The following is a 23703-nucleotide window of genomic DNA, read 5'->3' as shown; positions in this document are numbered from 1 at the left end:
GTCTGCGCCGTCAGCGGTAGCTGATCGATGTAAGCTTGATCTCGTTACCGGCCTGCACATCGGGCGTATAGGCGACGTTCTCGGCGACGCGGGCGATCGTGACCATGTGGAACAGCGGGACGATATTGACCGCATCGACGGCGATGTAGCTGAACGCCTCCTCGAACAGTTTCTTGCGTTCGTCGCCGGTTGCCTTCGACGCGTCGGCAATCAATGTGTCGAGCTTGGCATCGGCGATGGTCGACTGGTTGCCGTCGGTGGTAAAACGGTTCGGCAGCGTGAATACGGCGTCGCCTTCGGTGTTGTCGATCTGCGTCTGGAGGATCGACGGCTGACGTTCCTTGTCCCAAGGCTTAAGAAGCTTCTTCAACCACGGGCTTGTTTCAAGCATTTCGAGCCGGGCATTGAAGCCGGCATCGGCGAGCATCGCCTGAATGGCTTCCAGGCTTTCGGACGAATTGGGATAGATGCCGATGCGGCCGTAGATCACGATTTCCTTGTCGACCGGCACGCCGTCGGCTTTCGCCGCGGCGAGCAGGGATTTCGCTTTTTCGGGATCATAGGTCCAGATGGGAATATCGGGATTGAAGCCGAAGACGGACGGCGGCACCGCCTGCATCGCCTTTTGGGCATCCTGGTGGAAGATGGTGCCGACAAGGCCGTCCCGGTCGATCGCAAGATTAAGGGCTTCACGGACGCGTTTGTCGTTGAGTGGCGGGATTTCTGCATCAATCCTCAGCAGGGAGGTTTCGGCGTTCGGGAAAGCATGATCCTGTTCCGTGGTGCCGTCCTGGGGCGCTATTTCATATGCGATCTGCGCTTCACCAGTGGCGACCATTGCCGCGCGAACAGCGGATTCGGCGCGCCAGATGATGGTCGCGTTCTTGATCGCCGGCTTGTCGCCCCAATAGCCGTCATAGGCCACGAGGTTGACCGATTGCCCGGGCGTCCACGCTGCAAACTTGTAAGGTCCGGTTCCGGCCGGGGAGCGCGACTTGCCGTCGTTCGGGGTCGCCGGCGAACCGATGTCCACGGCGGACATCTTGTTCGGCAGGATCGGCTCGACGATATCCGTTTTGATGAGGAGGGTCGTCGGGTTCACCGCTTCTGCATTGAACTTGACGCCCTTCAGCGTCGCAAGTCCGACTTCGCAGGCCAGTGCCGGATCCTGTGCCCGCTTGAGAGCGGCAACGACTGCATTGGCATCGAAGCCCTTGCCGTCGTGGAAGGTGACGTCGTCGCGGAGCTTGAATTCCCAGGTCAGCTGGTCCACTTGCCGCCAGCCGGTGGCAAGGCTCGGGACGACCGATCCGTCGATCGGGCTCAGATTGACGAGCGCTTCCGTGATGTTGTTGTGCAGAATGCGAGAATTGCCGGAAAGGTCGGTGTCACAGGGATCGAGCGACTTCGGTTCGTCGGTCACCACGACCGTCAGCTTATCCGAGGCAGCGTCGGCGCGAATTGCGCTGCCCGGAGCCAGCAGAAATGCCAGTCCGATGCCCAGCGCACCAATTCCCTTCATCTTCTTCATGAAATCCCTCCTCCAGATCCAAACGAGCGGCATCCCGTCCATCGCAGTGCCGTCTGTGTGAAAACCATCCGGTTGCGCACCGCCTCGGCGGGTATGCAAATGGCTTTACTTCCTCCGGCAAGCGCGTAGTGTCAAATGTGACACTCACACCATTGAGCATGCTCGCTCAGTCCGGCGAAGTCAATATTATAATTCTAATATGGAATTCAAAGTTCATGATTGAACCAAAGCATGGATCACCCGTCGTCGAAAAGACCGCCCACCTGCTCGAGGCAGTCGCCGATGCGAAGACGGGAATTTCCTTGGCCGCGCTGGTTGATCAGCTTGGAGTTCCGCGTTCGACCGTCTATCGGATCCTCAATTCATTGGCCGCGCACGGGCTCGTGGCGCGAGTGAATGGTGGAGCGTCCTACGAATTGGGGCCAAAATTCGTCGAGCTTGCGCGGCGCATCTCGCCCGGCGCAGACAGGGCAACGGTGATCGAGGCGGCAAGGCCGATCCTGACGGCAGCGGCTGACCGCATTTTCGAATCCTTCAGGCTGGCCGCCCCCGAAGGCAACGAGATGATGACGATATTTGCGGCCTCCAGTCCCGGCGATTATTCGCTTTTCATCAAGGTCGGCAGCCGGTCGCGTAAACATGTCGGCGCGGCCGGTAAGCTCGCCCTTGCCTATTCGGACTACGGTGACATCGAGGCCTATTGCAGCGGCGGACTGGAGTCGAAGACGCCATACACGATTACCGATCCGGAGGCGCTGAAGGAAGCACTTGTTGAAATTCGGCGCAATGGATGTGCCGAGGACAATCAGGAATCCAACCTTGGCCTCCGGGCCTTTGCCGCGCCCGTCTTCGATTCCGAAGGTCGACTCGTCGCGACGATCAGCGTCCCGTTTATTGGTGAAGCGACGCCGGACAGGGCGCGCGCAATCAAGCGCGAGGTTGTGGAGGGCGCCGCCATCTTGACAAAGGCGATCAACGGCAAGCGGCCTTTATCCAAATAAGAAACATAAAATTCTTTATTGAACTATCTGTTCCCTGTGCTAGAGCTTCCACCGGACAATGGAGGATCTCATGACGGCTTTGGACCCATCAGTTTACGCAAAACTTTTGCGGACGAATTCTGCAAGTCTCAGCACTCTGTTGCTGAAGCGCGGCCTCAAGAACACCGCGGTTCGCGGCGTCCGGCCGCTGGCGAGCGCCGGCAAGCCGATGATCGGCCCAGCCGTCACCGTACGTTACATTCCCGCCCGGGAGGATATCGACGGTTCGACTTACAGTTCGGATCCATCCAATCAGCAGCGCAAGGCGATCGATACGATCCCCGACGGCCATGTTCTCGTCTTCGATTGCCGCTCCTTGGCGGAAGTCGCCGGCATCGGCGCCATGCTCGCCCGTCGCCTCGTCTATCGTGGTGCCGCCGGTCTCGTGCTCGACGGCGGCGTCCGCGATACGGCCGATATCGCGCAGTTGGGCCTCCCGACCTACTGCCTGGGACCTGCAGCGCCGGCGAACCTGGTTGCCCACCATGCCTCGGACATGAACCAGCCAATCGCCTGCGGCGGCGTTGCCGTTTACCCCGATGACATCATCTTCGGCGACAGCGAAGCGGTGATCGTTATTCCGCGGGAATATGTCGATGACATTGCCGAAGAAGCCGTCGCGATGGAGGAGCAGGAAGAGTTTCTCAAGCTGGAAATCGAATCAGGCAAGTCGACCTTGGGCGTATACCCGCCAAACCAGGAGACCCTGGAGCGTTATGAGGCCTGGCGCCAAGCGCGTCATATGACGGCATGACACAATTGCTTCAAAGCATTGTCACAGGCTGCCGTCTGCTCGCAGATTAACCCGTGCGTTCGTTCTTTTGAAACGCTCGACGTTGCTGCCGACATTGCAAAGCCGCCACGGGAATACTAGGGGACGAGCGCCATCCACCGGGGTTGCTGCTTGACGCTCCACACACGCGACTTCACACTCACAGCGTCGAAGGTGAGTCGGACAGACTGTACCGTTTTTCGCATCCGTTGCTCATCTGAGGGGGAGTCGTTCAGCAGGGCTGATTGGTCCACGCGCCGACCGACACCGGTTGATCGCAAATAGGATCGAGATTGATTGAGCTCGAACTCGCAGCCGCTCCTATTTGCTTGTGAGGTCGCGCCGTGGATAAAGTGCCATCAGCAGTCGATCCTCCTCGAGACAGCCCGCCTTGGCACCGGAATTTCCCGATGCCGAGGAACCGCTGGTCGCTGCTTTGGCCAGGGCTTTTGATATCAATTTTGCTTCTTGCAGGCATCGTCGTTTTTTACCGTGAAATCCATCGCCTCGAAGATCCGGTCGGCCCCATTGAAAATCGAGCTCTCAATAAGGCTGCCCGATCATCTCGCATCGCCGCCCGTCCGGATCCGGCGGCACCTTCTCCCCTCCCGCCGACGTCGATACCGCTGCAGTTGATCGAGGCCCCGAAGCTGGAGTTAGCAAGTCAGTTTCTGCGGATGTGGCGCGTCTCGGGGTCGAACTTTTGTGGTGCTCTTCGAGAAGCCGGCATTGATATGAGCGAATGGAAAGCCGCATCGATGCGCAATCGCAGCTATGAATGTTATTTTCAGCGGATCTACGAACGGGACCAGGTGCGTCCGCTCAGCTCGACCTTCGTTAAGGTTCGTGGAGATGAAATGGGCGATATCCTTGAGATCCGAGCCAAGATCATCGGGCCGACGACCGACGCCCAGGGACGTCTCTCCCCGGCCATCCTTCGCATTTTCGAGATCATAGTGAAGCAGGCGTGCTGGCGTGATTTCGAGGATACTCTTGCCTCGATCCGAAACCTTCAAAACGTTGAATCCGAACGATTCGGCTCCTATCTCAGCTTCACGCGCGACGCCAGCGGCGCAAATATCTTCAATTTTGTTCTTGGTCTTAAGGCGACTTCAAATTCGCAGGTGAAGACCAAGTCGTATTTTTCGACTGAGCGCTGGCTACGAATGCCCGTAGTGCTCCAGCGAGCTTCATCCTCAGGGAGCGCTCGGGAACGTCCATATCAGCCAGCGCTCAATGACGGCGCAAGCACCCGTCACGATCCGAGATCAAGCTGGAACTGTGGCTGAAGCCGCCGAACGCATGGACAGCCCCGGAAAAGAACATATCTTCGAGGGACCTTCCTTTCTGGAAGTCTCAAACCAAACAGCACGGGCACACATCCATGACCAAAGGCTCCGATCTTCTAGTGGCAGCGCTTGAGAACGAAGGCGTCGAGCGCATCTTCGGCATTCCCGGCGAAGAGAATCTCGACGTCGTCGAATCCATCCGTAAATCGTCGATTGAGCTCGTGCTCACCCGGCACGAGCAGGCGGCGGCGTTCATGGCCGCAACCTATGGCCGCTTGACAGGAAAGCCGGGCGTCTGCCTGACGACGCTCGGGCCTGGCGCCTTGAACCTCTCGACGGGTGCCGCCTATGCCTTGCTCGGCGCGATGCCGATGGTGATGATAACCGGTCAGAAAGGGATACTCTCGTCCCGCCAGGCGCGTTTCCAGGTGGTCGATGTTGTCGCGTCGATGAAGCCGCTGACCAAGCTCGCAAGGCAGATTGTGTCGCCGCAGATGATCCCGACGACGGTCAGGGAGGCGTTCCGCATCGCCCAGGAGGAAAGGCCGGGGCCGGTGCATCTGGAGCTTCCGGAAGATATCGCGGCCGAAGAATGCCAGGAGGTGGCGCTGATTGCGCCGCACCAACTCGAACTGCCGACGGCAAGCGATGCGGCGCTCGACCGTGCCGCCGCCCTCATCGCCGCGGCCAAACGTCCGCTTCTGATGTTCGGGGCCGCCGCCTCCCGTCCTCGCTCCACCTCCGACATCGCCCAATTCGTCATCCGCACGCGCATCCCCTTCTTCACGACCCAGATGGGGAAGGGAACGGTTCCAGGTGGAACCGAACTTTACATGGGCACCGCCGCACTGTCGGAGCGGGATTATGTCCATGAGGCCATCGAACAGGCCGACCTCATCATCACGATCGGCCATGACACGATCGAGAAGCCGCCGTTCATCATGGGCAAGGGTGGTCCGAAGGTCGTCCATATCGGATATCAGCCGGCGACCGTCGAACAGGTCTATTTTCCACAATCCGAGGTCATCGGCGACATCGGCCCCTCTCTGAAGGCGCTGGCCGATCGCCTCGAGGGCAAGCTGCCAAACGCGCAGGCGCTTCTCCACCTGCGCGAGCGCATCCTCGAGCGCATCGCCGCGCGGGCAACGGAGGATCGCTTCACGCCACAGCGGCTGGTCCACGATATCAGGGAGGTGATGCCGCATGACGGCATCCTGGCGCTCGACAACGGCATGTACAAGATCTGGTTCGCGCGAAACTACCGGACGCGAATGGCGAACACGCTACTGCTTGATAATGCTCTTGCAACGATGGGAGCAGGGCTGCCGTCGGCCATGGTTGCCTCGATGCTCTATCCGGAGCGGCGTGTCATGGCGATCTGCGGGGATGGCGGCTTCATGATGAACTCCCAGGAACTCGAGACGGCCGTCCGGCTGAAACTCAACATCCTCGTCCTCGTGATCGAGGACAATGCTTACGGCATGATCCGCTGGAAGCAGGCGGTGGACGAATTCCCGGATTTCGGGATGACCTTCGGCAATCCCGACTTCGTGAAATATGCCGAATCCTACGGCGCTAGGGGAACCAGGGTCGATGATATCAGCCAATTCAAACAGGTTCTCGAAGAGGCATTCTCCGGCGGCGGGGTCCATCTGGTGAACGTCCCGGTCGACTATTCGGAAAATGAACGCGTGCTGGTGAAGGAGCTTCGTGAACGGCTCCCCCAGATATTGGAGGTTTGAGATGCCGCTTGCCATGAAGGTCTACCAGGCGTTTGACCGTGAACCGATTGCGGAGCTGCCGGCAGACGACGCGGCCGCGCTCGAACGAAAGCTTCAAGTCGCCGCCAAAGCCTTTACCGATCGCGATGGCTGGCTGCCCGCCCATCAAAGGATTGCAATCCTCAGAAAGGCGTCGGCGCTTCTGCAGGAACATCGCGACCGCTTTGCGATGATGATCGCGCGCGAAGGCGGCAAGCCGCTGACCGACGCGATCATCGAGGTGACGCGCGGGATCGACGGTCTCCTCAACGCGGCGGACGAATTGCGCAATTTCGGCGGCAAGGAAATCCCCATGGGCCTGACTGCGGCAAGCGCCAACCGATGGGCTTTCACCACCAAGGAGCCGATCGGCGTCGTGGCGGCGATATCAGCCTTCAACCATCCGCTCAATCTCATCATCCATCAGATCGCGCCGGCGATAGCAGTCGGTTGCCCTGTGATCGTGAAGCCGGCGGCAACGACGCCGATTTCCTGCATCGAGATCGTCAAGCTGTTCTGGGAGGCCGGTCTCGACGAACGCTGGTGCCAGACCCTCATCACCGAGGACAATGCGCTTGCCGAAGCCTTCGCAACCGATCGTCGCGTCGCGTTTCTGAGTTTCATCGGCTCTGCAAAGGTCGGCTGGTACCTGAAGAGCAAGTTGCCGCCGGGCACCCGATGCGCGCTGGAGCATGGCGGAGTGGCACCGGTCATCGTCGACCGCAGCGCCAATGTCGATGCGATCGTCGGCACCATCGTCAAAGGCGGCTACTATCACGCCGGGCAAGTCTGCGTATCGGCCCAGCGTCTTTTCGTGCACGAAGATATTCTGGCTTCCTTCACCGAAGCCCTCGCCGCCAAGGTTGCAGCCCTGCATGTCGGTGATCCCAAGCTTGCGCAAACCGAGGTAGGGCCGCTCATCCTGCCACGCGAGGCAGACCGCGTCACGACCTGGATCAGGGAGGCGACGGATGCCGGAGCCAGACAGATCGGAGGTGGGCGGATGTCCGAGACGACATTGCTGCCATCTGTCTTGCTGAACCCGCCTGCCGACGCGAAAGTGTCGGTGCTCGAGGTCTTCGGACCGCTGACCTGCGTCTACGGCTACCGCGAGCTCGACGAAGCGATCCGCATCGCCAACTCGCTGCCCTATGCCTTCCAGGCAAGCGTCTTTTCCGCCGATATCGCGGTTGCTCTCAGGGCGGCAAAACATCTGGATGCATCGGCCGTTCTCGTCAACGACCATACGGCGTTTCGCACCGACTGGATGCCTTTCGCCGGACGCAGACAGTCCGGATACGGGGTCGGCGGCATTCCCTGGACGATGGAAGAAATGGCTGACGACAAGATGGTGGTATTCAACCAGGTTACTTAAGACCGGTCGGCACTCCGTCGCCGTTGGCAGCCAACAATATTGGACAATGGACGACGCTTTCGCGAGGCGTGCCGGACCAGCGGCATTTGCATCGAGACTGCTGGGCGATGCGATGTCGAGTACCGCTGAGAGTTAGACAAGCATTGGATAACAGCTCGTTCAGCCAGGATCGACTTGCCTCGCCTGTTATCGGGAGGCATGGTCTGTCACGGAACAACGGAATCACGAAACTACGGACGAGAGGTCCTTGGCCATGCTCGAAAGCTCGCAGCGCATCGCAAACATGGCTGATTAATGTTTTCCTTCCTGCACAGTTCGGACCTTCATATTGGCAAACGATTTGGCAATCTTCCGGAGGATTTGAGAGGGCGCCTGCGCGAGGCGCGGCATGGCGTGATCGCCAGGCTTGCCGGTGCGGCACGAGAGCATGGGGCAGCTGTCATCCTGCTCGCGGGCGACACTTTCGATACCGAGACGCCGACGCCAGCCGTGCTTCGTCAGGCGCTTGGTGAGATGGCCCGGAATTCACCGCTGCGCTGGGTCCTGCTTCCAGGCAATCACGACTCGCTGCTGGCCGATCAGCTCTGGAGTGCTGCGCGCGGCGTGGTGCCCGACAATGTCATCCTGGCGACGGAAGCGGTGCCCCTTCCGCTTGGACCTGATGTCATCCTGCTGCCGGCGCCTTGCACGACCAGGAGGCCGGGCCGCGACCTGACCGAATGGATGACGGGTGCCGCCACACCGGACGGCGCTATCCGCATCGGCCTCGCCCATGGCCCGATCCAGGAATTTTCGGAGGATGCCACGGCCACGAACGTGATTGCGCCAAACCGCGCGGCGCTGGCCGGCCTCGACTACATGGCGCTCGGCGATTGGCACGGATCGGTGGCGGTGGACGCCAGAACATATTACAGCGGCGCGCCCGAGCCGGACCGTTTCAAGCATGAACGGCCGGGGCAGGCGATGGTCGTTTCCATTGCCGGGCAGGGGGCGATGCCAACAACGACGGGGGTGACGACCGCCAGCTTTTCCTGGCAGACATTGCACCTTCCATTACTGGCATCGGAAGACGGTGCGCAGGTGCTGAAGGCCGCGTTACCGGAACCGTTCGCGCGGAGACAAACCCTGTTGCGCGTCGCGCTGTCCGGCCGTGCCCGGTTGAACGGGCGAACGGCAATGATCAGCCTGCTGGAGCAGGTTGCGCCGGAATTTGCGCATCTGGAGATCGATACCGACCTTCTGGGGACCGACTGCGAGAGCGATGATCTCGAGACCATCGACCGAGCCGGTGCGCTGCGCTATGCTGCGGACTTGCTTCTTGCCGAAAGCCTCGACGAGGCCCGTTCCGGCGACGACAGGAACGTGGCGCGTCAAGCGTTGATCCGCCTGTTTTCCTATTGCGAGGCGATCGATCGATGAAACTGACCGCCCTTCGCCTCCACAATGTCAAACGCTTCGCCGGCCGCGGCATATCAGTCGAAGGAATCACCGACGGCGTCAATGTGCTGAGCGCCGCCAACGAACATGGCAAATCAACCTGTTTCGAGGCGCTGCATGCCCTGTTCTTCCAGCCGCACAGCGGCAATCCAAAGAGCGTGCAGATGCTGCGCCCCTATAGCGGCGGCAATCCGATCGTCGAGGCCGATATCACGATCGAAGCCGGCCGCTACCGCCTGACCAAGCAGTTCCATAGCGGACGGCGCGCCAGCGTCACCGATCTCGGCAGCGGCCGGATCGTCGCCCAGGCCGACGAGGCCGAGGCGTTCATCAGCGATCTCATTTCCGGCGGAACATCCGGCCCGGCAGGACTGCTCTGGGTGCGCCAGGGCGTCACCGGCATCGAAAATCGCAGCAAGAGCGAGGAAGAGAACGACAAGCGGGTGCGTGAAAGCCTGCTGACTTCGGTGCAGGGCGAGGTGGAGGCGCTGACGGGCGGACGGCGCATGTCGGCAGTGCTCGAAGCCTGCGAGGACGAACTCAATCGCCTGGTCACCGCGACGCTCCGGCCGAAGGCAGGAGGCCGCTTTGCCGCCGCTCTCGAGGAGCGTGACCGGCTGCAGGAGGAGGAGGCGCGGCTGGCCAAGGAGGTGGAGATGCTGCACGGCGCACTCGACCGCCGCCGCTCAGTGCAGGCGAGACTCAGCGAACTGGAAGACCCTGATGAGGAGGCCGGCCGGAAGACGGCGATTGCCAATGCCGAGTCGGTGCTCGAAGCTGCTAAACTGCATGACAGGGAACTCAAAGCCCTCGATGCCGAGGCTGCATTGGCCGCCAGCCGTCGCGATGAGGCGCAGCAGGCATTCGACCGCTTCCTCACCGCATTGAACCGCAGCGGCGAACTCGCGCGGCGTTTCGCCTTGGCGGAGAAAGAACTTTCAAACGCAGCCGAGCGACGCACGGCATCGCTGGCCGAAAGCGAGGCCGCAACGGCGGAGGTGCAGACGGCCGAAGAGGAGGAGCGGGTAAACCGCGAACTGCTTGCGCGGCTGGAGGCAGCGCTGCGTTCGCGCCACGCCGCCGAGCGTCTGGCCGAGGTCCGCCTGCGTCTCGAACAGGCGGAAGCCGCGCGCCAGCAGATCGAGGATGGGGAGGCGGCGCATGCATTGCTTGCCATTCCAGCCGATGCGATCGAACGGCTCGAAGCGCTGGATCTCAAGATCGTCGGCTTGCGCGCAGCCGCCGAAGTCGGCCTTCCCACGCTCAGGATCGATTACCTGAAAGCCTTCTCCGGATTGGTGAGCATGGACCGCCAGCCCTTGATTGGGGGCGAGGATAAGAGCTTTGCCGGGATGGCGAGGCTCGACATAACAGGCGTCGGCACCCTGACCATCCATTCCAGCCGGCAGGCAGACCAGGACGGGGCGCTGGAGACCGCGGAAGCCGCGCGCCAAACATTGCTTGCCAAGCTCGGTGTCGACAGTCTGCGGGCGGCGCGACAGCGCGATATTGCCGCGCGGAACAAGCAGGAGAAGCTGGTGCGGGCGCGCCAGCGGCTCGCGGATCTCGCCCCGAATGGCATTGACGAGCTTCACCTCGACGCCGCACGCTTTGCCGAACTCAGCCAGGGTCCGGTCGAACTCGACGCCAACCCGGAAGAGGTGCGCGCCCGTCTCGCGGATGCGACGCGGCGCATCGAACTGGCGCGCAATCGGGCGCGGGAGGCGTCGGTGATGCGCACGGACGCGGGCGAGGCCATATTGCGCGCGCAGACGGAGCACGCCAAGCTTGGCCAGGAACTCGAGGCCATCGAGGCGGTCATCGGCCCGGAGGCCGGTCGAACTGAATTGCAGCAGAACCTTGCCGTAAAACTTTCCAGCGCCAAAGAGCAGATCGATGCGGTTGAACTGCGGGCCGGGCCTTTGCGCAGGACAGGGCGGGACCTCGCAGGTGCAGAGGCCGCCCTTGCCAGGGCGCGCTCGGTCGCCGATGCCGCAGGCCGCGAAATTGCCAGGCTTCGCGAAGAGCTTGCCGATCTCGGCGGTCAGATCCGCACCCGCTCGGACAGTGCGGTGGAAGAAAACTGGTTGGAAAGCCGAGATTTGCTTGCAGCGGCGTGGGAGCAGGTGAAGCGATTCGAGACGGAGGTCGGTGTGCTCGATCGCTTGCGCAAGGCGCTAACGGCGACGCGGGCGGCGGCGCGCGACCTCTATCTCAAGCCTGTTATGAACGAACTCGCCCCGCTGCTCGGCCTGCTGTTCGACGACATCTCGATTACCTTCGACGGCGACACCTTGCTGCCGCAGATCGTGCGCCGCAACGGCCTGGACGAGGATGTCGACCGGCTGAGCGGCGGCATGCGGGAGCAGCTCTCGGTGCTGACCCGCCTTGCATTCGCCCGGCTGCTTGCCCGCGACGGCCGGCCGGCGCCTGTCATTCTCGACGATGCGCTTGTTTATTCCGACGACGAACGGATCGAGCGGATGTTCGATGCGCTGCACCGCCAATCGCGCGACCAGCAGATCCTCGTCTTCTCCTGTCGCCAGCGCGCCTTCGCCAAGCTGGGCGGCAATGTGCTCACCATGCAGCCATGGCAGCCGGATTGATTGGGATCGATGCTCAGGCGACGCCGACGCCTCGCTCAAGCCACAGATAGGCGGCAGCCGTCCAGGAAAAGCCGAGGCCACCGCAGCCTTGGCCGGTGACCGGGTCGAAATATTCGGCAAAACCTTCCGTTTCGATCGCTGCGATGGTGGATCGCCGCAGCTCTTCGGCGACATCCGCTTGGCCATTGCGCTTCAATCCGTCGATCAGAAGCCAGTTGATGATCGCCCAGGCGGGGCCGCGCCAGTAACGCTTCGGCTCCCAGCTGGCGATGCCCGGCTTCGTGGTGGGAAAGGCGACCTTGAGATCCTTGGACCAGGCCTTCATTTCCGAAACCAGCGCGTCGGCAACCTGCTTGTCCAGATCCAGCGAGAGGAGGGGGATGAAGCCGGCTTGCGTTGCGGCTTCGACATCTTCGCCCGAGATCAGGTCTCGGGAGACGAAGCGCGCGAGGTCCGGCCGCCATTGGGTCATTATCGCCTTGCGAGTGCGGTTGTTGAAGGCAGCGATCTCGATCGCGTCCTCGGTCCGGCCGAACAGGCGGGCAAGGTGCTCGAGGTCCTCGCCGGCCTTGAGCAGGATGGCGGTTGTCTGGATCTCGGCGACCTTGAAGGACGCCTTTTGCCATTGCTTCGCCGGATCCCAGCCGCAGGCGGCATAGGTATCGACCAGATGAATGAAGCGGCGGTAATCCTCGTCGCGCGGGCGCATGTCGGCATCGACATGGCCGGTATCCTTGCGCACGACGGCGGTATCGGTGGTGGTGGGTACACGAGCGAGCGCGATGTCCCAGGCGGGAGAATTGTCGCTGCCGCTTTCCCAGGGATGCAGCAGCGCGACGAGCCCGGTGCCATCGGGATCGCGGGCGGAATACCACCAGCGGTGCCATTTCAGCGCCGCCTCGTAGAGGCGCAAGGTGCGCTCTTCGGCGCCTTTGCCGGCGGCGTCATGCAGCTTGCGCAGTGCGATCGCAAAGACTGGCGGCTGGGTTATGCCGGAGGTCGGGATCGTGTGCTTCGTGCGCCAGACGTTCGGCCCCGGGAAATAGGTTTCGCTTGGCGCGTGGAAGACGATATGCGGGATCATTCCATTAGCCCACTGGCCCTCGACCAGCCGTTCCAGCTCGCGATAGGCGCGATCGATATCGTAGAGCGCGAAGCCCATGGCGACGAAGGCGGAATCCCAGTTCCACTGGAAGGGATAGAGCCGGTCGGTCGGCACCGTATAACCGCCGCGATCGTTGGCGGCGAGGATGCGCTTCGCCTGGTCGATATGCATATTCATTTCGGGTACTCCGGTATTCTTAGGCCAAAACGGCCGGAAAGGACTTGCCGCTTTCGGGCGAAAGCCAGGTTATGCGCTTCTGGTCGAGCTTCAGACCGATCGTGTCGCCGCTCTTTACGGTTTCCGAGGCCGGCAGGATGACGCGCACCGGCTGGTCGTGGATGGAGCCGGTCAGAAGCAGGTGCGAGCCCATCGGTTCGGCAACGCGTACCCTCATTTCGAGACCCTGCGGCAGCGGCGCAAGCTCGACGGCTTCGCCGCGCAGGCCCAGGATCACTTCATTGCCGGACCCCTGCGGCGCGGCAAGCTGCTCGGCGCCTGCCGCCACCTGGCTGTTCGTCACCGGCACCTTGATGAAATTCATCGGCGGGTTGCCGATGAAGCCGCCGACGAAACGTGTTGCCGGGTGGTTGTAGATCTCGACCGGATGGCCGACCTGCTCGACCACGCCGCCATGCATGACGGCAATGCGGTCGGAAAGGCCCATCGCTTCGGTCTGGTCGTGGGTGACATAGATCGTCGTGGTCCCTGCCGATTGCAGCACGGTCTTGAGTTCGGTGCGCATTTCGAGGCGGAGCAGCGCGTCGAGGTTCGAAAGCGGCTCGTCCATCAGCAGCACCTTCGGTTCGACGGCAAGGGCGCGAGCAACCGCGACGCGCTGGCGCTGGCCACCGGAAAGCTTGTTCGGGTAGCGGTCGAGATATTGCTCGATATGCAGGAGGCCGGCGGCCTTCTCGACCTGCGCCTTCACGCGTGTGTCGTCGGCCTTCTGCATCCGCAGCCCGAAAGCGACGTTCTCATAGACCGTCATGTGCGGAAAGACGGCGTAGTTCTGGAACACCATGGCAAGGCCGCGATCCTTGGGCGGCAGGCCGATCACCGACTTGTCGCCGATACGGACATCTCCCGATGTTGCCGTCTCGAGGCCAGCGATGATGCGGAGCAGCGTGGTCTTGCCGCAGCCGGACGGGCCGAGCAGCGAGACGAATTCGCCGTCGTTGATCGTCAGCGAAACCTCTTTCAGCGCCTGGAAGGCTCCGAAGCTCTTGCGGATGCGGTCGATGACAATATTGGCCATATCTCTGGTCCCGTTATTTGGAGGAAATGCCCCAGATCGCGAAGAGGTAACGTCTGACCGCGAAGATGAAGACAACCGAGGGAAGGATGAGCATCAAGCCCCCGGCAAAACGGTAATGCATCGGGCTTTCCGACAGCACGGTCAGCAGGTAGGCCGTTAGTGTGCGGTTGCGCACCGTCAGCACCGAGGCGGCAAAAACCTCGTTCCATGAGATGACGAAGGCAAAGACCGCGGTCGCGACGATGCCGGGAAGCGCCAAGGGTGCCACCACCTTGAAGAAGGCCTGGATGCGGGTGCAGCCGAACACCCAGGCGGCTTCCTCCAACTCCTTCGGCACGCCGAGGAAAATCCCTTGCGTGACGAGCGCGGCAAACGGCAGCGCCAGGACCGTGTGGATGAGGCCGACGCCGAGGATCGTGTCGTAGAGGCCGAGCCGGATGAAGGAGACCGTCAGCGGCAGTGCCAGGATCGCCAGCGGGAAGGCGCGGGTCAGCAACACAAGGAGGCGGTAGCTGTCCTTGCCGCGGAAATCGTAGCGGGCGAGCGCATAACCGGCCGGCGCGCCGAGCAGGATCGAAAGCGCCACCGTGATGCCTGCCGCACCCAGCGAATTGAGGAAGGACTGGACGACGCCTTCCGTCTTCAGGAAGAGCAAAAAGGGCTCCAGTGAAATGCCGGTGGGAAGGCCGGTTTTCGGCCAGACATAGACGCCCTGGCGACCGCCGAGTGCGCCGAGTGCCACCAGATAGATCGGCACCAGCACCCAGGCACAGAGTGCGGCAATGCCGCTCCAGAGCAGCCAGCGGCGTGAAGAGACGAAGCCGGCGGCTTTGGGTGTGTCTGCGGCCGTGCTGATGGTGTCCGTGGTCATGGCAGGCGCTCCGGATCGACTTTCAGGGCCTTCAGATAGATGAGCGTGGCGGCAAGCGAGATGATCATGATCAGCACCGCATAGGCGGCAGCGACGCTGTAGTTCTGGTTCTGGTTCTGCCAGTTGTAGGCCTCGCCGACGAGGACCGGGAAATTGCGCCCTCCGAGCGCATAGACCACCGCGAAGACTTCGAAGGCGAGCACGGTGCGCAGGATCAGCGCCGATTGCAGGGCGGGGCGGATCAGCGGCAGGGTGATGCGCCAGAAGCGCGTCCACGGACCTGCGCCGAAGATTTCGGCCGCTTCTTTGAATTCCTTCGGCACCTGGTTGAGGCCGGCGACGATGATGACCATGACGATGGCCGTGCCGCGCCAGATTTCGGCAACCGCAATGGCGATGAAGAGCGCGACCGGCGTCTGGTAGGAAAGCCAGCTTGCCTGCCTGCTGATGATACCGAGGCCGAAGAACAGCGAATTCAGATAGCCGGTATTCTGCAGGATCGACAGCCAGACGAGACCGGCGGCGAGATCGGAAATGCCGAGCGGGATCGTCCAGATCCACAGGATCGTCTCGCGTCCGCGGCCGACCTTGGCGACCATGGTGCCCATGGCAAGCGCAACGGCGATCTGCACCGGCACGACCGCGATCGTCAGCAGGAAGGTGTTCTTCACCGAGCGGGTGAAATTGATGTCGGTGATCATGCGCTCGGCATTCGCAAGCGACGGCGCCCCATTGTCCGAAACTGCCAGCCATATCGTCTGCACCAGCGGCACGACGAACAGCAGCGCCAGAAAGGCGACGGATGGCAGGATCAGCAGATAGGGGATCCAGGGTCGGCTATTGGTCATCAGCTCCCGCCTTGACGAGCAGAGTGGTGAAGGAGCGCCCGGGCATTTCGCCCGGACGCGTCTCGGACGGATTTATTCGACCGGGCAGGGGCCGTCGCTCTTGGCATCGGGCGCCCAGCAGGCAGCCTTCGTATCGGCCATCAGCTTGGCCATCGTGGCGCCCTGGGTCTTCAGCACGTCGGCGACAGGCTCGTTCTGGAGCACGATGCGCTGAAAACTGTCCATATAGACCTTGTTGAACTCGCCGCCCTTGTCGCCGAGGCCGACCGGGAGCAGCGAGATGATGGCGTCCTTGGAGGCCTGGGTGGCCGTGACCGCACCGGCGAGCAGGGCGACACCCGCATCGAGATCCGGCGGTAGCTTGACGTTCAGGGTCGGGAAGAAGCCGACCTTGGAGGCGGTCAGGAGCTGCGTGTCCGGCATGGACAGGTGTTCAATGATCTTTTCGGCGCCGGCTTTGTCAGGCGCGCCTTTCGGGATCGCGAGACCGGCAACGACTGGCATGTAGCCGCGACCCTTGGGACCGGCGGGAGCAGGGAAAACCACATAATCATCCGGTGCGGCGGAAATGGCATTCTTCAGCCGGGCGATATGATCCCAGGCGACCATGACTTCGCCGGCAGCGAGCGGCTCCTGCATGAAGTCGTAGCTGGTGGAGTTCGGTGTCACATAGGCCCACAGCGCCTTCAGCTTCTCCCAGCCAGCGGCCGCATCGGCACTCTGGAAGGTGCGCACGACACCACCCGTGAAGGACGGATAGAAATAGCCCTGGAAATAACGCGCCATCAGCCCCTTCGGGCCGGCCGGGAAGCCGATCTGCGGCTGGCCCGTCGCCTCCTGCATATTCTTGCCCCACTCGATCAACTGATCGTAGTTCAGCGCATTCACGTCGGCGCCGGCAGGCAGGTATTGCAGCGCTTCCTTCTTGGCGGCCATCACATAGGTCGCCTGCATCCAGGGAATATACTGCTGGGTCGGCTTGCCGAGCTTGCCGAGGTCGAGCAGCGACTGCGGCATGCCACTCGCTGCCAGCTTTTTGGCGAGATCGTCGAGCGGCTCAAGCGTGTCCTTGTCGGCGAGCGGCGAGAGCTCACCGTGCAGGGCACCGACGAGGCTGACAGTGCGCTTGCCGGCCTGACGTTCGGCCTCCATGCGCACCGCAAACTGTGGCGGCTCCTCGACCACGTAATCAACCGAGCCGACATCCTTCAACAGCTCTTCGCGGACGACGGTCGCCTCTTCGATCGGACGAAGCTGAGTGGACACGAAAACCGTCTGGGCAAGCACCGGCGAGGCGAAGGCCAGCACGGTGGAAGCCAGAATTCCAAATGACATGATACGTTTCATCTTCTCCTCCTTCATTGTTCTTTGTTTGAGATGCACTTCTGTCTATGCCGCCTTGGCGGGACGGCGATGGCTGTCGCGATCGACGAATTCGATCGCATGAAGCTCCTGGAGTTCTTCGGCGGGTTCGCCTGCAATGGCGCGCAGCAGCAGCGAGGCGAAGCTCGCGCCGAGATTTTCGCCGGTCATGCGCATGGTCGAGAGCGGCGGGCTGGTGAAGGCGCCCATCGGCAGGTCATCATGGCCGACAATGCTGATCTGGTTGCCGCCATCGACTTCGCGCAGCGCCCTCAGAGCCCCGATTGCCATTTCGTCGGTCGCGCAGACGAGTGCGGTCGGACGCGATGGCTGGCGCAAAAGTTCGAGTGCTGCGAGATAACCGCCCTGTTCCAACGGGGCACCTTCGGCGCAGAGGTCGGTTGCAAGGCCGCATTCCTCCATTGCCGCCCGCCAGCCGCGGCAGCGGTCATGTGCGAAGTAATATTCCTGCGGGCCGGCGATATGGCCGATGCGGCGGTGGCCGGCGGCATGGAAGCGCAACGTCGCGGCGCGAAAGCCGGCGAAGCCGTCGCCATCGATATAGGGATGGGGCAGCAGGCTTTCCGTGCGGCCGTTGGTGACGAAAGGAATGCCGCGCGACTGCAGAAATTCGACGCGCTCGTCCTTCCGCTTGGTGCGGACGAGAAGCATGGCGTCGACGCGGCGGCCATCGACGAAGCGGCGGCAGATGTCGAGCTCGCTCTCGCCGCGCGGCACCGGCGCAATCACCAGATTGAGGCCGGCAGCAGCAAGATGTTCGGCACAGCCGGACAACATATCGAGGAAATGGGGAGGACCGATATGGCCAGGATCGCTCGGCAGCGTGACGGCGACCAGTTCGGCGCGCTGCCTGCGGAGGCGGCGGGCCGAAGCATTCGGCCGGTAGCCGACCTTGTCGGCGGCCTCGCGAACCCGCTCGCGCGTGGAAGCCGACACATCGGCATAACCATCGAGCGCGCGCGACACCGTGGTGATCGACAGTCCCAACGATTGCGCGAGCTGTTTGAGATTGGCCAAGATCTTCCTCCCGAAGTGAGAAAAAGATTCTCCAAAACGTTTTGGGAGTCAAGCCAAAACGTTTTGGATTCGTGCCGAGGTAGCGCGCATGATCTTTCAAGACGAGCAGAGACACAGATATGCGAAGGCGGCGGGGTCTTCTCAGCGCAGCCTAGGCGGGACCACTATCTTGTGTATCTGGATACGCTCGGGAAGTTCGCAAAGCAGTTCCGCGTCCCGCTCCAGATGATGAACCTGCTGTGGATCGCCTTTCGTAAACGCGGTCATCGATTTCATGTCGGCCCAGTACGAAATTGTCGTGAACCATGTCTCATCCTCACGGTCTTCGCGCAATAGCTGAACGTCGAGCGCTGTCTTTAGCAGTGGAGGAATTCCCTCCGCGCGGTTGTAGGCTTCATACTCATCAGCGAATTCCGGCTTGGTGCGGCCACGCCAGATACGAGCTATGGTTGGAACTTTCGTCATGTTCTGCTTCCCAGTGATATCTGAATTGAACAAGCCGAGGGCGAGGAAATCTCGCACGAGCGGCAGGGCATCTGGAAGATGTGTCGCCCCAAGCCCAATGAAAAGTGCCGATGCGACGGGGATAACCGAAGGTTTGCTTTGCGGAGGGAGCTGGCTTCTCTCGCTCAATCGGTAAGCTTGAGTGTTGCCGTAAACTGCGTCCCTTCCAGGCGATTGTATCTCGCCTCGCCATGCAGTTGATTTACGAAGGCTTTAATCAGCCTCGTCCCCATCCCGGCGCTGTCCGATCGGCCATCAAATCCAATCCCGTCGTCAGCGACAGTCAGTTGGGATTCCTCTCCTTCGGTCACGTGCAGCATGACGCGAATGTTTCCGGATGCTCGGCCGTCGAACGCGTATTTCATGCTGTTGGCGATCAACTCGTTGAGCAGGAGGGCAAACGGTGTTGCCTTGTCGGCTGCAATCACGATGTCGTCGATTTCAAAGTCAACGGAAACGGCGCGACCATGGACATCGACAAGCGTCTTAACGAATGATGGAATGAATTCTCGAGCAGATATTCCGCTAAACTGGTCGAAGCCGTACATCTGCTCGTGAACTGCGGACATTGCAGAGATGCGCTCATTTAATTTTTGAACGGCCTCCGGTTCAAAACCCTGCAAGCGCAGCAGGGCCATCACCGTCTGCAGGTTGTTCTTCACTCGATGGTGTATCTCGCGCATGAGCGTTTCATTCGATCGCAACGCATCCGCAAGCTGCCTGGTGTGCAATGTGTCCACCTTGATTAGGTTCTGAATCCACAATGCAGCGGCTAAAGCGCCAACAAGGGCGAAAGCGACCAGCAAAGCCGCGATTTTGGCATCCTCCCAAAAGGGCTGCATGATCACATGGATATCTGCCGAAGCAATAGCCACAAAAGGGGTGCGTTCGAGAATTCGGTATCCGACCAGGCGATCTTCATTGTCGACTGGCGACACGGAGCGATATGTGCCGGATGTCGCCTTCCTCATGTAGTCGGTAAACAGTTTGTGGTTTCGCATATCGACTGGTCCGGCGGGTTCCGGGTATCGGGCGATAAGTTGCCCGTCGCGCCTTATGAGGCTGACAATCGAGTTCTCGCCTATCGCGACCGCGTCCCATATTGGCCTTAGGATGCTTGCGTCGAAGGCAATCACGGCGACGCCGGCGAACACGCCATTTCGTTCGAGCCTGCGGCTGAAGACGAATATCTGCCGCTGGGAAAGGCGGCTGATGATCAGCGGGGACGTATATTCGTCAGCACCGTTTCTCAGCCGAACGAAGTAGTCGCGGTCCGTAACATTGATCGGCCGGATATTGCGATCATTTGAATAGAGCGTTTCTCCATCCGCTCCGATGACATAGGCAGTCGCCTGAGGAGGAAGGTCATAGACGGCAGCGTCGAGATCGCGCACGCGCTCCGGGCCGGGCAAAGATGTACTCGGCCCCAGAGCATCATCAATTCGGTGCAGGGTCTCCCGAGCAAGGGAATTCAACCAGTTCGCGTTCGCTGCAACAATTTTGGAAGCGGCGCTGACACGCTCATCGCCCCGGCGAACAGCTGTCTCGTAACTGGATATGAGCCAGAGCGACAAGAGGGTGGTCAGTGACAGAAACATCAGCGCGATGATCGCGAGCGATGCTTTTCCTACGGAGCCAACGTATTTATCGCCACCGATCATCTTTCAGGCCAATTTCCATTGTGCGGCGACGGCCAAATGGGGACATTGCAACGCATTCCGAACCATATCCGATAAGCTGATTTCTGACTCTCGAAAATTATGCCGTGCTCACCGACTCGGTGTCCTCAAAAGTACGACTGAGGATTGTATATTCACAGTCACCTTTAGAGAATGACCGTGACATTCGGTCAATCCCACTTCGTTCGAGAAGGAGATCCGAATGGTGGAAAAAACCTTTCGCACGCGAAGCTCGGCACGAAGGGTCCAGAACTGATCATCCGGCGTCTATTCGATCAAAGTCTAATCAACGGCGTAACCTGATCTGAAAGTCGGTTTGCTAGGGAAGGTCTCCTTCCGGGAAGTGACGTCATGATCCTTGAGTTGCAGAATGCCATTCTGGAAATGATTGCCAAAGGGGAACCGCTGGCAGCAACGATGGAGCAACTTTGCCTCAAGGTTGAGGCCGCCGTTCCTAGGATCATCGCTTCGGTGCTGACGTTCGACGGGAGCCGTCTTCACACACTCGCTGGACCTTCCCTACCGCCTCACTATTCGGCGGCTGTCGACAATCTTGAGGCCGGTCCTCTTGCGGGCTCCTGTGGCGCTGCTGCCTATTTCGGAGAAGCGGTCGTTGTCACCGATATCGAGACTGATCCTCGTTGGCAGGACTTCAAGTCCCTGGTCCTTCCGCTAGGGTTGAAGGCTTGCTGGTCCAGCCCGATCAAACGTGGCGAGCAGGTGATTGGTAGCTTCGCCTTCTACTATCGAGACCACCGCGGTCCGAAGGCCATCGAACGGGACCTCGTCGACGCTTGTGTCCATCTCTGCATAATCGCCATCGATCGCGAAGAACGTGTAATGGAACGTCAGCGGCTGACATACAGCGACGCTTTAACAGGACTGTCGAATCGCGCTCGTTTCAACCAGCTTCTAGCCGAAGAGCTGCCTCGATCCGGGCGTGCCTGGGGTATCTTGCTGGTGGACATCGACAACTTGAAACTCGTGAACGACACGTTCGGGCACGCCGCCGGCGACGCATTGATTCAAGTGGTTGCAGACCGGATCGCCGCGACAGCAGGCTCCCGAAACACGTTTAGGCTCGGTGGAGATGAGTTTGCTGTCATTGTGTCGGACAACAAAGAGCTTGATCTGAATGCGAGGGCAACCGACATCTTCAAAGCACTGTCCTCTCCTTCAACGTGCGACGGTCATGTGGTCTTTCCCGCCGCGACGATTGGCGGCGCGCTGGCTGAGATGGAAACGAACTCAGACCAGATCCGCCAGAACGCCGATGTGGCGCTCTATCATGCGAAAGAACACAACCGCGGCCGGTACGTGCAACACTATCCCGGCCTGGGCACCGCCCTGACCCGCCGCTTCAGGGCGGTTCGCGATGTGGGCGTCGCCCTGGAGGACGATCGGATCGACGCGCATTACCAGCCGATATTGCGCCTGGATACTCGGGAAATTGTCGGTTTCGAAGCCTTATGTCGGATGACCACGCCTTCCGGCGAAATCATAGCCGCAGCGCATTTCCATGAGGCGACGAAAGACGCGCATATTGCTGCTGAGCTCACCCAACGGATGTTGCTGAGGGTCGCGAGGGACATCCGTAGCTGGCTCGCCCGGGGCCTTCCTCTCCAACATGTCGGCATCAACCTGTCCGCCGCAGATTTTCGTGGCGGTAATCTGCAAGACAGGCTGTGCCGCATTTTCGGGGAAGCGGAGGTTCCTCTTAAGCACATCATCCTCGAAGTGACGGAATCGGTTTATCTCGGACAACGGGACTATGTCGTAGCGGACGAGATAAAAGCTCTTCGGTCCAAGGGGTTACTGGTTGCCCTCGACGACTTTGGCACGGGCTACGCGTCTTTGACCCACCTGCTGACGGTGCCGGTCGATATTATCAAGATCGACAAGTCCTTCATCGATCGCATGGTGCCGGGCGACGCAGGGACTTTCATCGTTGAGGGCCTGATCGGAATAGCAGACAAGCTGGGAATCCGGGTTGTCGCAGAGGGGATTGAAACAGAATCCCAAGCTGCTCAGTTGAGCCGGCTCGGCTGCAAGCTCGGACAGGGCTATCTGTTTTCGAAAGCAGTCGATCGAACGGTTGCCGCAGCCATTTTAGAGCAGCATGGACAACGGCCCAACAAAGACAAGACCCGTGCCGGAGCCCTATAGCCTCCCTGAGTGAGGTTTTCGCGCTCGGGCCAGCCCCCGACACCTGAGACAACGCATAAGTACCAAGATCATTTTGAACGGATCAGAGATGCGAAAACGGATACATGTCAGCCAATTGCGGGTCGGAATGTATGTCGAGGACGTCGAAATTGAGGGGGAAGACAGGACACGCCGGTTCAAGCCGTTCCTGATCTCGGCCGCCGGTCAGGTCGAGAGTTTGATGGCAAGCCGCCTGATGACGGTCGTGATCGACGTCGGAAAAGGCGCGGATGTCGACTCAGGTGCGCCACAGGACATCGACCGGGCTGCGTTTGACGCCCAGCTTCGTGCCGTGTTTTCGGCGAAGGATATCAAGCAGGCGAGGGAATGCGTAGAGGATACGAGACCGCAGATCCGCCAGATGCTTGCCCACGCCAGGATCAAAGCCTCTTTTGCCAGTGACGCGGCAAGCTCGGCTGTGGAGCGGATCATGTCGGCAGCCTTCGACAATGCCGGAGCGCTGATCGCAGTCGCGAAGCTGAAGGAAAAAGATGAGCTGACGTTCCTCCACTCGCTTGCAGTTAGCGCGTTGATGATCACCCTGGGGCGCAGCCTCGGTCATGGAGAAGAGGAGGTACGGGTATTGGGATTGGGTGGACTGGTTCACGATCTTGGAAAAATGGCGCTGCCGGACGAAATTTTGACGAAACCCGGTAAGCTGACGGCCGAGGAAATGGATCTTGTGCGCGGGCATCCTCAGCGGGGATATGAGCTGGTTTCTCATGTCGCGCATGTCCCTAAGCAGGTGCTCGACATTTGTCGCTACCACCACGAAAAGTTCGATGGCTCTGGCTATCCTGGTCGGCTCGCCGGAAAGAAGATCCCTTACGTAGCCCGGCTTGCGGCGATTTGTGACGTTTACGAAGCATTGACCACAATCAGGCCGTATAAGCGCGCATTCTCTCAAGCGGAGGCGATCAACATGATGATGAATTCGCCGGGCCATTTCGATAGCCAGCTTCTTTCCGCATTCGTGTCAAAAATGGTGATCAGCGGCACGCTCCACTAGAGCCATCATTTGCCGGA

At 60.7% G+C, this 23703-nt stretch carries 18 protein-coding genes; 9 read left to right on the top strand and 9 right to left on the bottom strand.

Annotation, left to right across the window (positions count from 1 at the left end):
- Positions 1 to 10 precede the first annotated feature (10 nt).
- Complete coding sequence (locus tag CUJ84_RS25135; RefSeq protein WP_105008431.1) at positions 11 to 1531, bottom strand: ABC transporter substrate-binding protein; 1521 nt, start codon at positions 1529 to 1531, stop codon at positions 11 to 13.
- A gap of 215 nt (positions 1532 to 1746) precedes the next feature.
- Here CUJ84_RS25135 and CUJ84_RS25130 point away from each other — a divergent pair, with 215 nt between their 5' ends.
- The 7 genes from CUJ84_RS25130 (at position 1747) to CUJ84_RS25100 (ending at position 11810) form a co-directional block, all read left to right on the top strand.
- A complete protein-coding gene (locus tag CUJ84_RS25130; protein ID WP_105008430.1) occupies positions 1747 to 2532 on the top strand; it encodes an IclR family transcriptional regulator in 786 nt (261 codons plus the stop codon).
- 70 nt (positions 2533 to 2602) lie between these two features.
- A complete protein-coding gene (locus CUJ84_RS25125; protein WP_105008429.1) occupies positions 2603 to 3325 on the top strand; it encodes a ribonuclease activity regulator RraA in 723 nt (240 codons plus the stop codon).
- A 428-nt stretch (positions 3326 to 3753) separates the two neighbouring features.
- Positions 3754 to 4632 carry a DUF6030 family protein gene (locus tag CUJ84_RS25120; protein WP_105008428.1) on the top strand — a complete coding sequence of 293 codons (879 nt, stop codon included), beginning with the start codon at positions 3754 to 3756 and terminating at the stop codon, positions 4630 to 4632.
- 95 nt (positions 4633 to 4727) lie between these two features.
- On the top strand, positions 4728 to 6374 hold the full coding sequence (locus CUJ84_RS25115) for an acetolactate synthase large subunit (protein WP_105008427.1): 1647 nt from the start codon (positions 4728 to 4730) through the stop codon (positions 6372 to 6374).
- A 1-nt stretch (position 6375) separates the two neighbouring features.
- Positions 6376 to 7767 (top strand): aldehyde dehydrogenase family protein, encoded by a 1392-nt coding sequence (locus CUJ84_RS25110; RefSeq protein WP_105008426.1) that lies wholly within the window; start codon positions 6376 to 6378, stop codon positions 7765 to 7767.
- A gap of 294 nt (positions 7768 to 8061) precedes the next feature.
- Positions 8062 to 9186, top strand: a complete 1125-nt coding sequence (locus CUJ84_RS25105) for a metallophosphoesterase family protein (protein ID WP_105008425.1) — start codon at positions 8062 to 8064, stop codon at positions 9184 to 9186.
- Positions 9183 to 11810 carry an AAA family ATPase gene (locus CUJ84_RS25100; protein ID WP_105008424.1) on the top strand — a complete coding sequence of 876 codons (2628 nt, stop codon included), beginning with the start codon at positions 9183 to 9185 and terminating at the stop codon, positions 11808 to 11810. The genes CUJ84_RS25105 and CUJ84_RS25100 overlap by 4 nt, the downstream gene beginning before the upstream one ends.
- A 13-nt stretch (positions 11811 to 11823) precedes the next feature.
- Here CUJ84_RS25100 and CUJ84_RS25095 read toward each other — a convergent pair whose 3' ends face one another.
- The 8 genes from CUJ84_RS25095 to CUJ84_RS25060 form a co-directional block, all read right to left on the bottom strand.
- Positions 11824 to 13092, bottom strand: a complete 1269-nt coding sequence (locus CUJ84_RS25095) for an MGH1-like glycoside hydrolase domain-containing protein (protein ID WP_105008423.1) — start codon at positions 13090 to 13092, stop codon at positions 11824 to 11826.
- 19 nt (positions 13093 to 13111) lie between these two features.
- Positions 13112 to 14170, bottom strand: coding sequence for an ABC transporter ATP-binding protein (locus tag CUJ84_RS25090; RefSeq protein ID WP_105008422.1), 1059 nt, complete (start codon positions 14168 to 14170; stop codon positions 13112 to 13114).
- A gap of 13 nt (positions 14171 to 14183) precedes the next feature.
- On the bottom strand, positions 14184 to 15041 hold the full coding sequence (locus tag CUJ84_RS25085) for a carbohydrate ABC transporter permease (protein ID WP_027686319.1): 858 nt from the start codon (positions 15039 to 15041) through the stop codon (positions 14184 to 14186).
- Positions 15038 to 15889 carry a carbohydrate ABC transporter permease gene (locus tag CUJ84_RS25080; protein ID WP_105008421.1) on the bottom strand — a complete coding sequence of 284 codons (852 nt, stop codon included), beginning with the start codon at positions 15887 to 15889 and terminating at the stop codon, positions 15038 to 15040. The genes CUJ84_RS25085 and CUJ84_RS25080 overlap by 4 nt, the downstream gene beginning before the upstream one ends.
- A gap of 72 nt (positions 15890 to 15961) precedes the next feature.
- Positions 15962 to 17236 (bottom strand): ABC transporter substrate-binding protein, encoded by a 1275-nt coding sequence (locus tag CUJ84_RS25075; protein ID WP_105009155.1) that lies wholly within the window; start codon positions 17234 to 17236, stop codon positions 15962 to 15964.
- Between the two features lie 42 nt (positions 17237 to 17278).
- Complete coding sequence (locus CUJ84_RS25070) at positions 17279 to 18289, bottom strand: LacI family DNA-binding transcriptional regulator (protein WP_105008420.1); 1011 nt, start codon at positions 18287 to 18289, stop codon at positions 17279 to 17281.
- 141 nt (positions 18290 to 18430) lie between these two features.
- Positions 18431 to 18754 (bottom strand): antibiotic biosynthesis monooxygenase family protein, encoded by a 324-nt coding sequence (locus tag CUJ84_RS25065; RefSeq protein ID WP_105009154.1) that lies wholly within the window; start codon positions 18752 to 18754, stop codon positions 18431 to 18433.
- A 164-nt stretch (positions 18755 to 18918) separates the two neighbouring features.
- Complete coding sequence (locus CUJ84_RS25060; protein WP_105008419.1) at positions 18919 to 20454, bottom strand: sensor histidine kinase; 1536 nt, start codon at positions 20452 to 20454, stop codon at positions 18919 to 18921.
- Positions 20455 to 20823: 369 nt separating this feature from the next.
- On the opposite strand from CUJ84_RS25060, the gene CUJ84_RS25055 reads away from it, so the two are divergent.
- Positions 20824 to 22638 (top strand): putative bifunctional diguanylate cyclase/phosphodiesterase, encoded by a 1815-nt coding sequence (locus CUJ84_RS25055; protein WP_105008418.1) that lies wholly within the window; start codon positions 20824 to 20826, stop codon positions 22636 to 22638.
- An 88-nt stretch (positions 22639 to 22726) separates the two neighbouring features.
- Positions 22727 to 23686: an HD-GYP domain-containing protein gene (locus CUJ84_RS25050; protein ID WP_199788849.1), complete on the top strand. Its 960-nt coding sequence runs from the start codon at positions 22727 to 22729 to the stop codon at positions 23684 to 23686.
- Positions 23687 to 23703 lie beyond the last annotated feature (17 nt).

The organism is Rhizobium leguminosarum, assembly GCF_002953715.1.
Taxonomy (GTDB): Bacteria; Pseudomonadota; Alphaproteobacteria; order Rhizobiales; family Rhizobiaceae; genus Rhizobium; species Rhizobium leguminosarum_V.
The sequence above is the reverse complement of the archived record's forward strand: the minus strand, read 5'-3'. Positions and strand labels throughout refer to the sequence as shown.

Coding starts and splice junctions, on each gene's coding strand:
- CUJ84_RS25135 (WP_105008431.1), bottom strand. CDS start 1,531: ATGAAGAAGATGAAGGGAATTGGTGCGCTGGGCATCGGACTGGCATTT.
- CUJ84_RS25130 (WP_105008430.1), top strand. CDS start 1,747: ATGATTGAACCAAAGCATGGATCACCCGTCGTCGAAAAGACCGCCCAC.
- CUJ84_RS25125 (WP_105008429.1), top strand. CDS start 2,603: ATGACGGCTTTGGACCCATCAGTTTACGCAAAACTTTTGCGGACGAAT.
- CUJ84_RS25120 (WP_105008428.1), top strand. CDS start 3,754: ATGCCGAGGAACCGCTGGTCGCTGCTTTGGCCAGGGCTTTTGATATCA.
- CUJ84_RS25115 (WP_105008427.1), top strand. CDS start 4,728: ATGACCAAAGGCTCCGATCTTCTAGTGGCAGCGCTTGAGAACGAAGGC.
- CUJ84_RS25110 (WP_105008426.1), top strand. CDS start 6,376: ATGCCGCTTGCCATGAAGGTCTACCAGGCGTTTGACCGTGAACCGATT.
- CUJ84_RS25105 (WP_105008425.1), top strand. CDS start 8,062: ATGTTTTCCTTCCTGCACAGTTCGGACCTTCATATTGGCAAACGATTT.
- CUJ84_RS25100 (WP_105008424.1), top strand. CDS start 9,183: ATGAAACTGACCGCCCTTCGCCTCCACAATGTCAAACGCTTCGCCGGC.
- CUJ84_RS25095 (WP_105008423.1), bottom strand. CDS start 13,092: ATGAATATGCATATCGACCAGGCGAAGCGCATCCTCGCCGCCAACGAT.
- CUJ84_RS25090 (WP_105008422.1), bottom strand. CDS start 14,170: ATGGCCAATATTGTCATCGACCGCATCCGCAAGAGCTTCGGAGCCTTC.
- CUJ84_RS25085 (WP_027686319.1), bottom strand. CDS start 15,041: ATGACCACGGACACCATCAGCACGGCCGCAGACACACCCAAAGCCGCC.
- CUJ84_RS25080 (WP_105008421.1), bottom strand. CDS start 15,889: ATGACCAATAGCCGACCCTGGATCCCCTATCTGCTGATCCTGCCATCC.
- CUJ84_RS25075 (WP_105009155.1), bottom strand. CDS start 17,236: ATGAAACGTATCATGTCATTTGGAATTCTGGCTTCCACCGTGCTGGCC.
- CUJ84_RS25065 (WP_105009154.1), bottom strand. CDS start 18,754: ATGACGAAAGTTCCAACCATAGCTCGTATCTGGCGTGGCCGCACCAAG.
- CUJ84_RS25060 (WP_105008419.1), bottom strand. CDS start 20,454: ATGATCGGTGGCGATAAATACGTTGGCTCCGTAGGAAAAGCATCGCTC.
- CUJ84_RS25055 (WP_105008418.1), top strand. CDS start 20,824: ATGATCCTTGAGTTGCAGAATGCCATTCTGGAAATGATTGCCAAAGGG.
- CUJ84_RS25050 (WP_199788849.1), top strand. CDS start 22,727: ATGCGAAAACGGATACATGTCAGCCAATTGCGGGTCGGAATGTATGTC.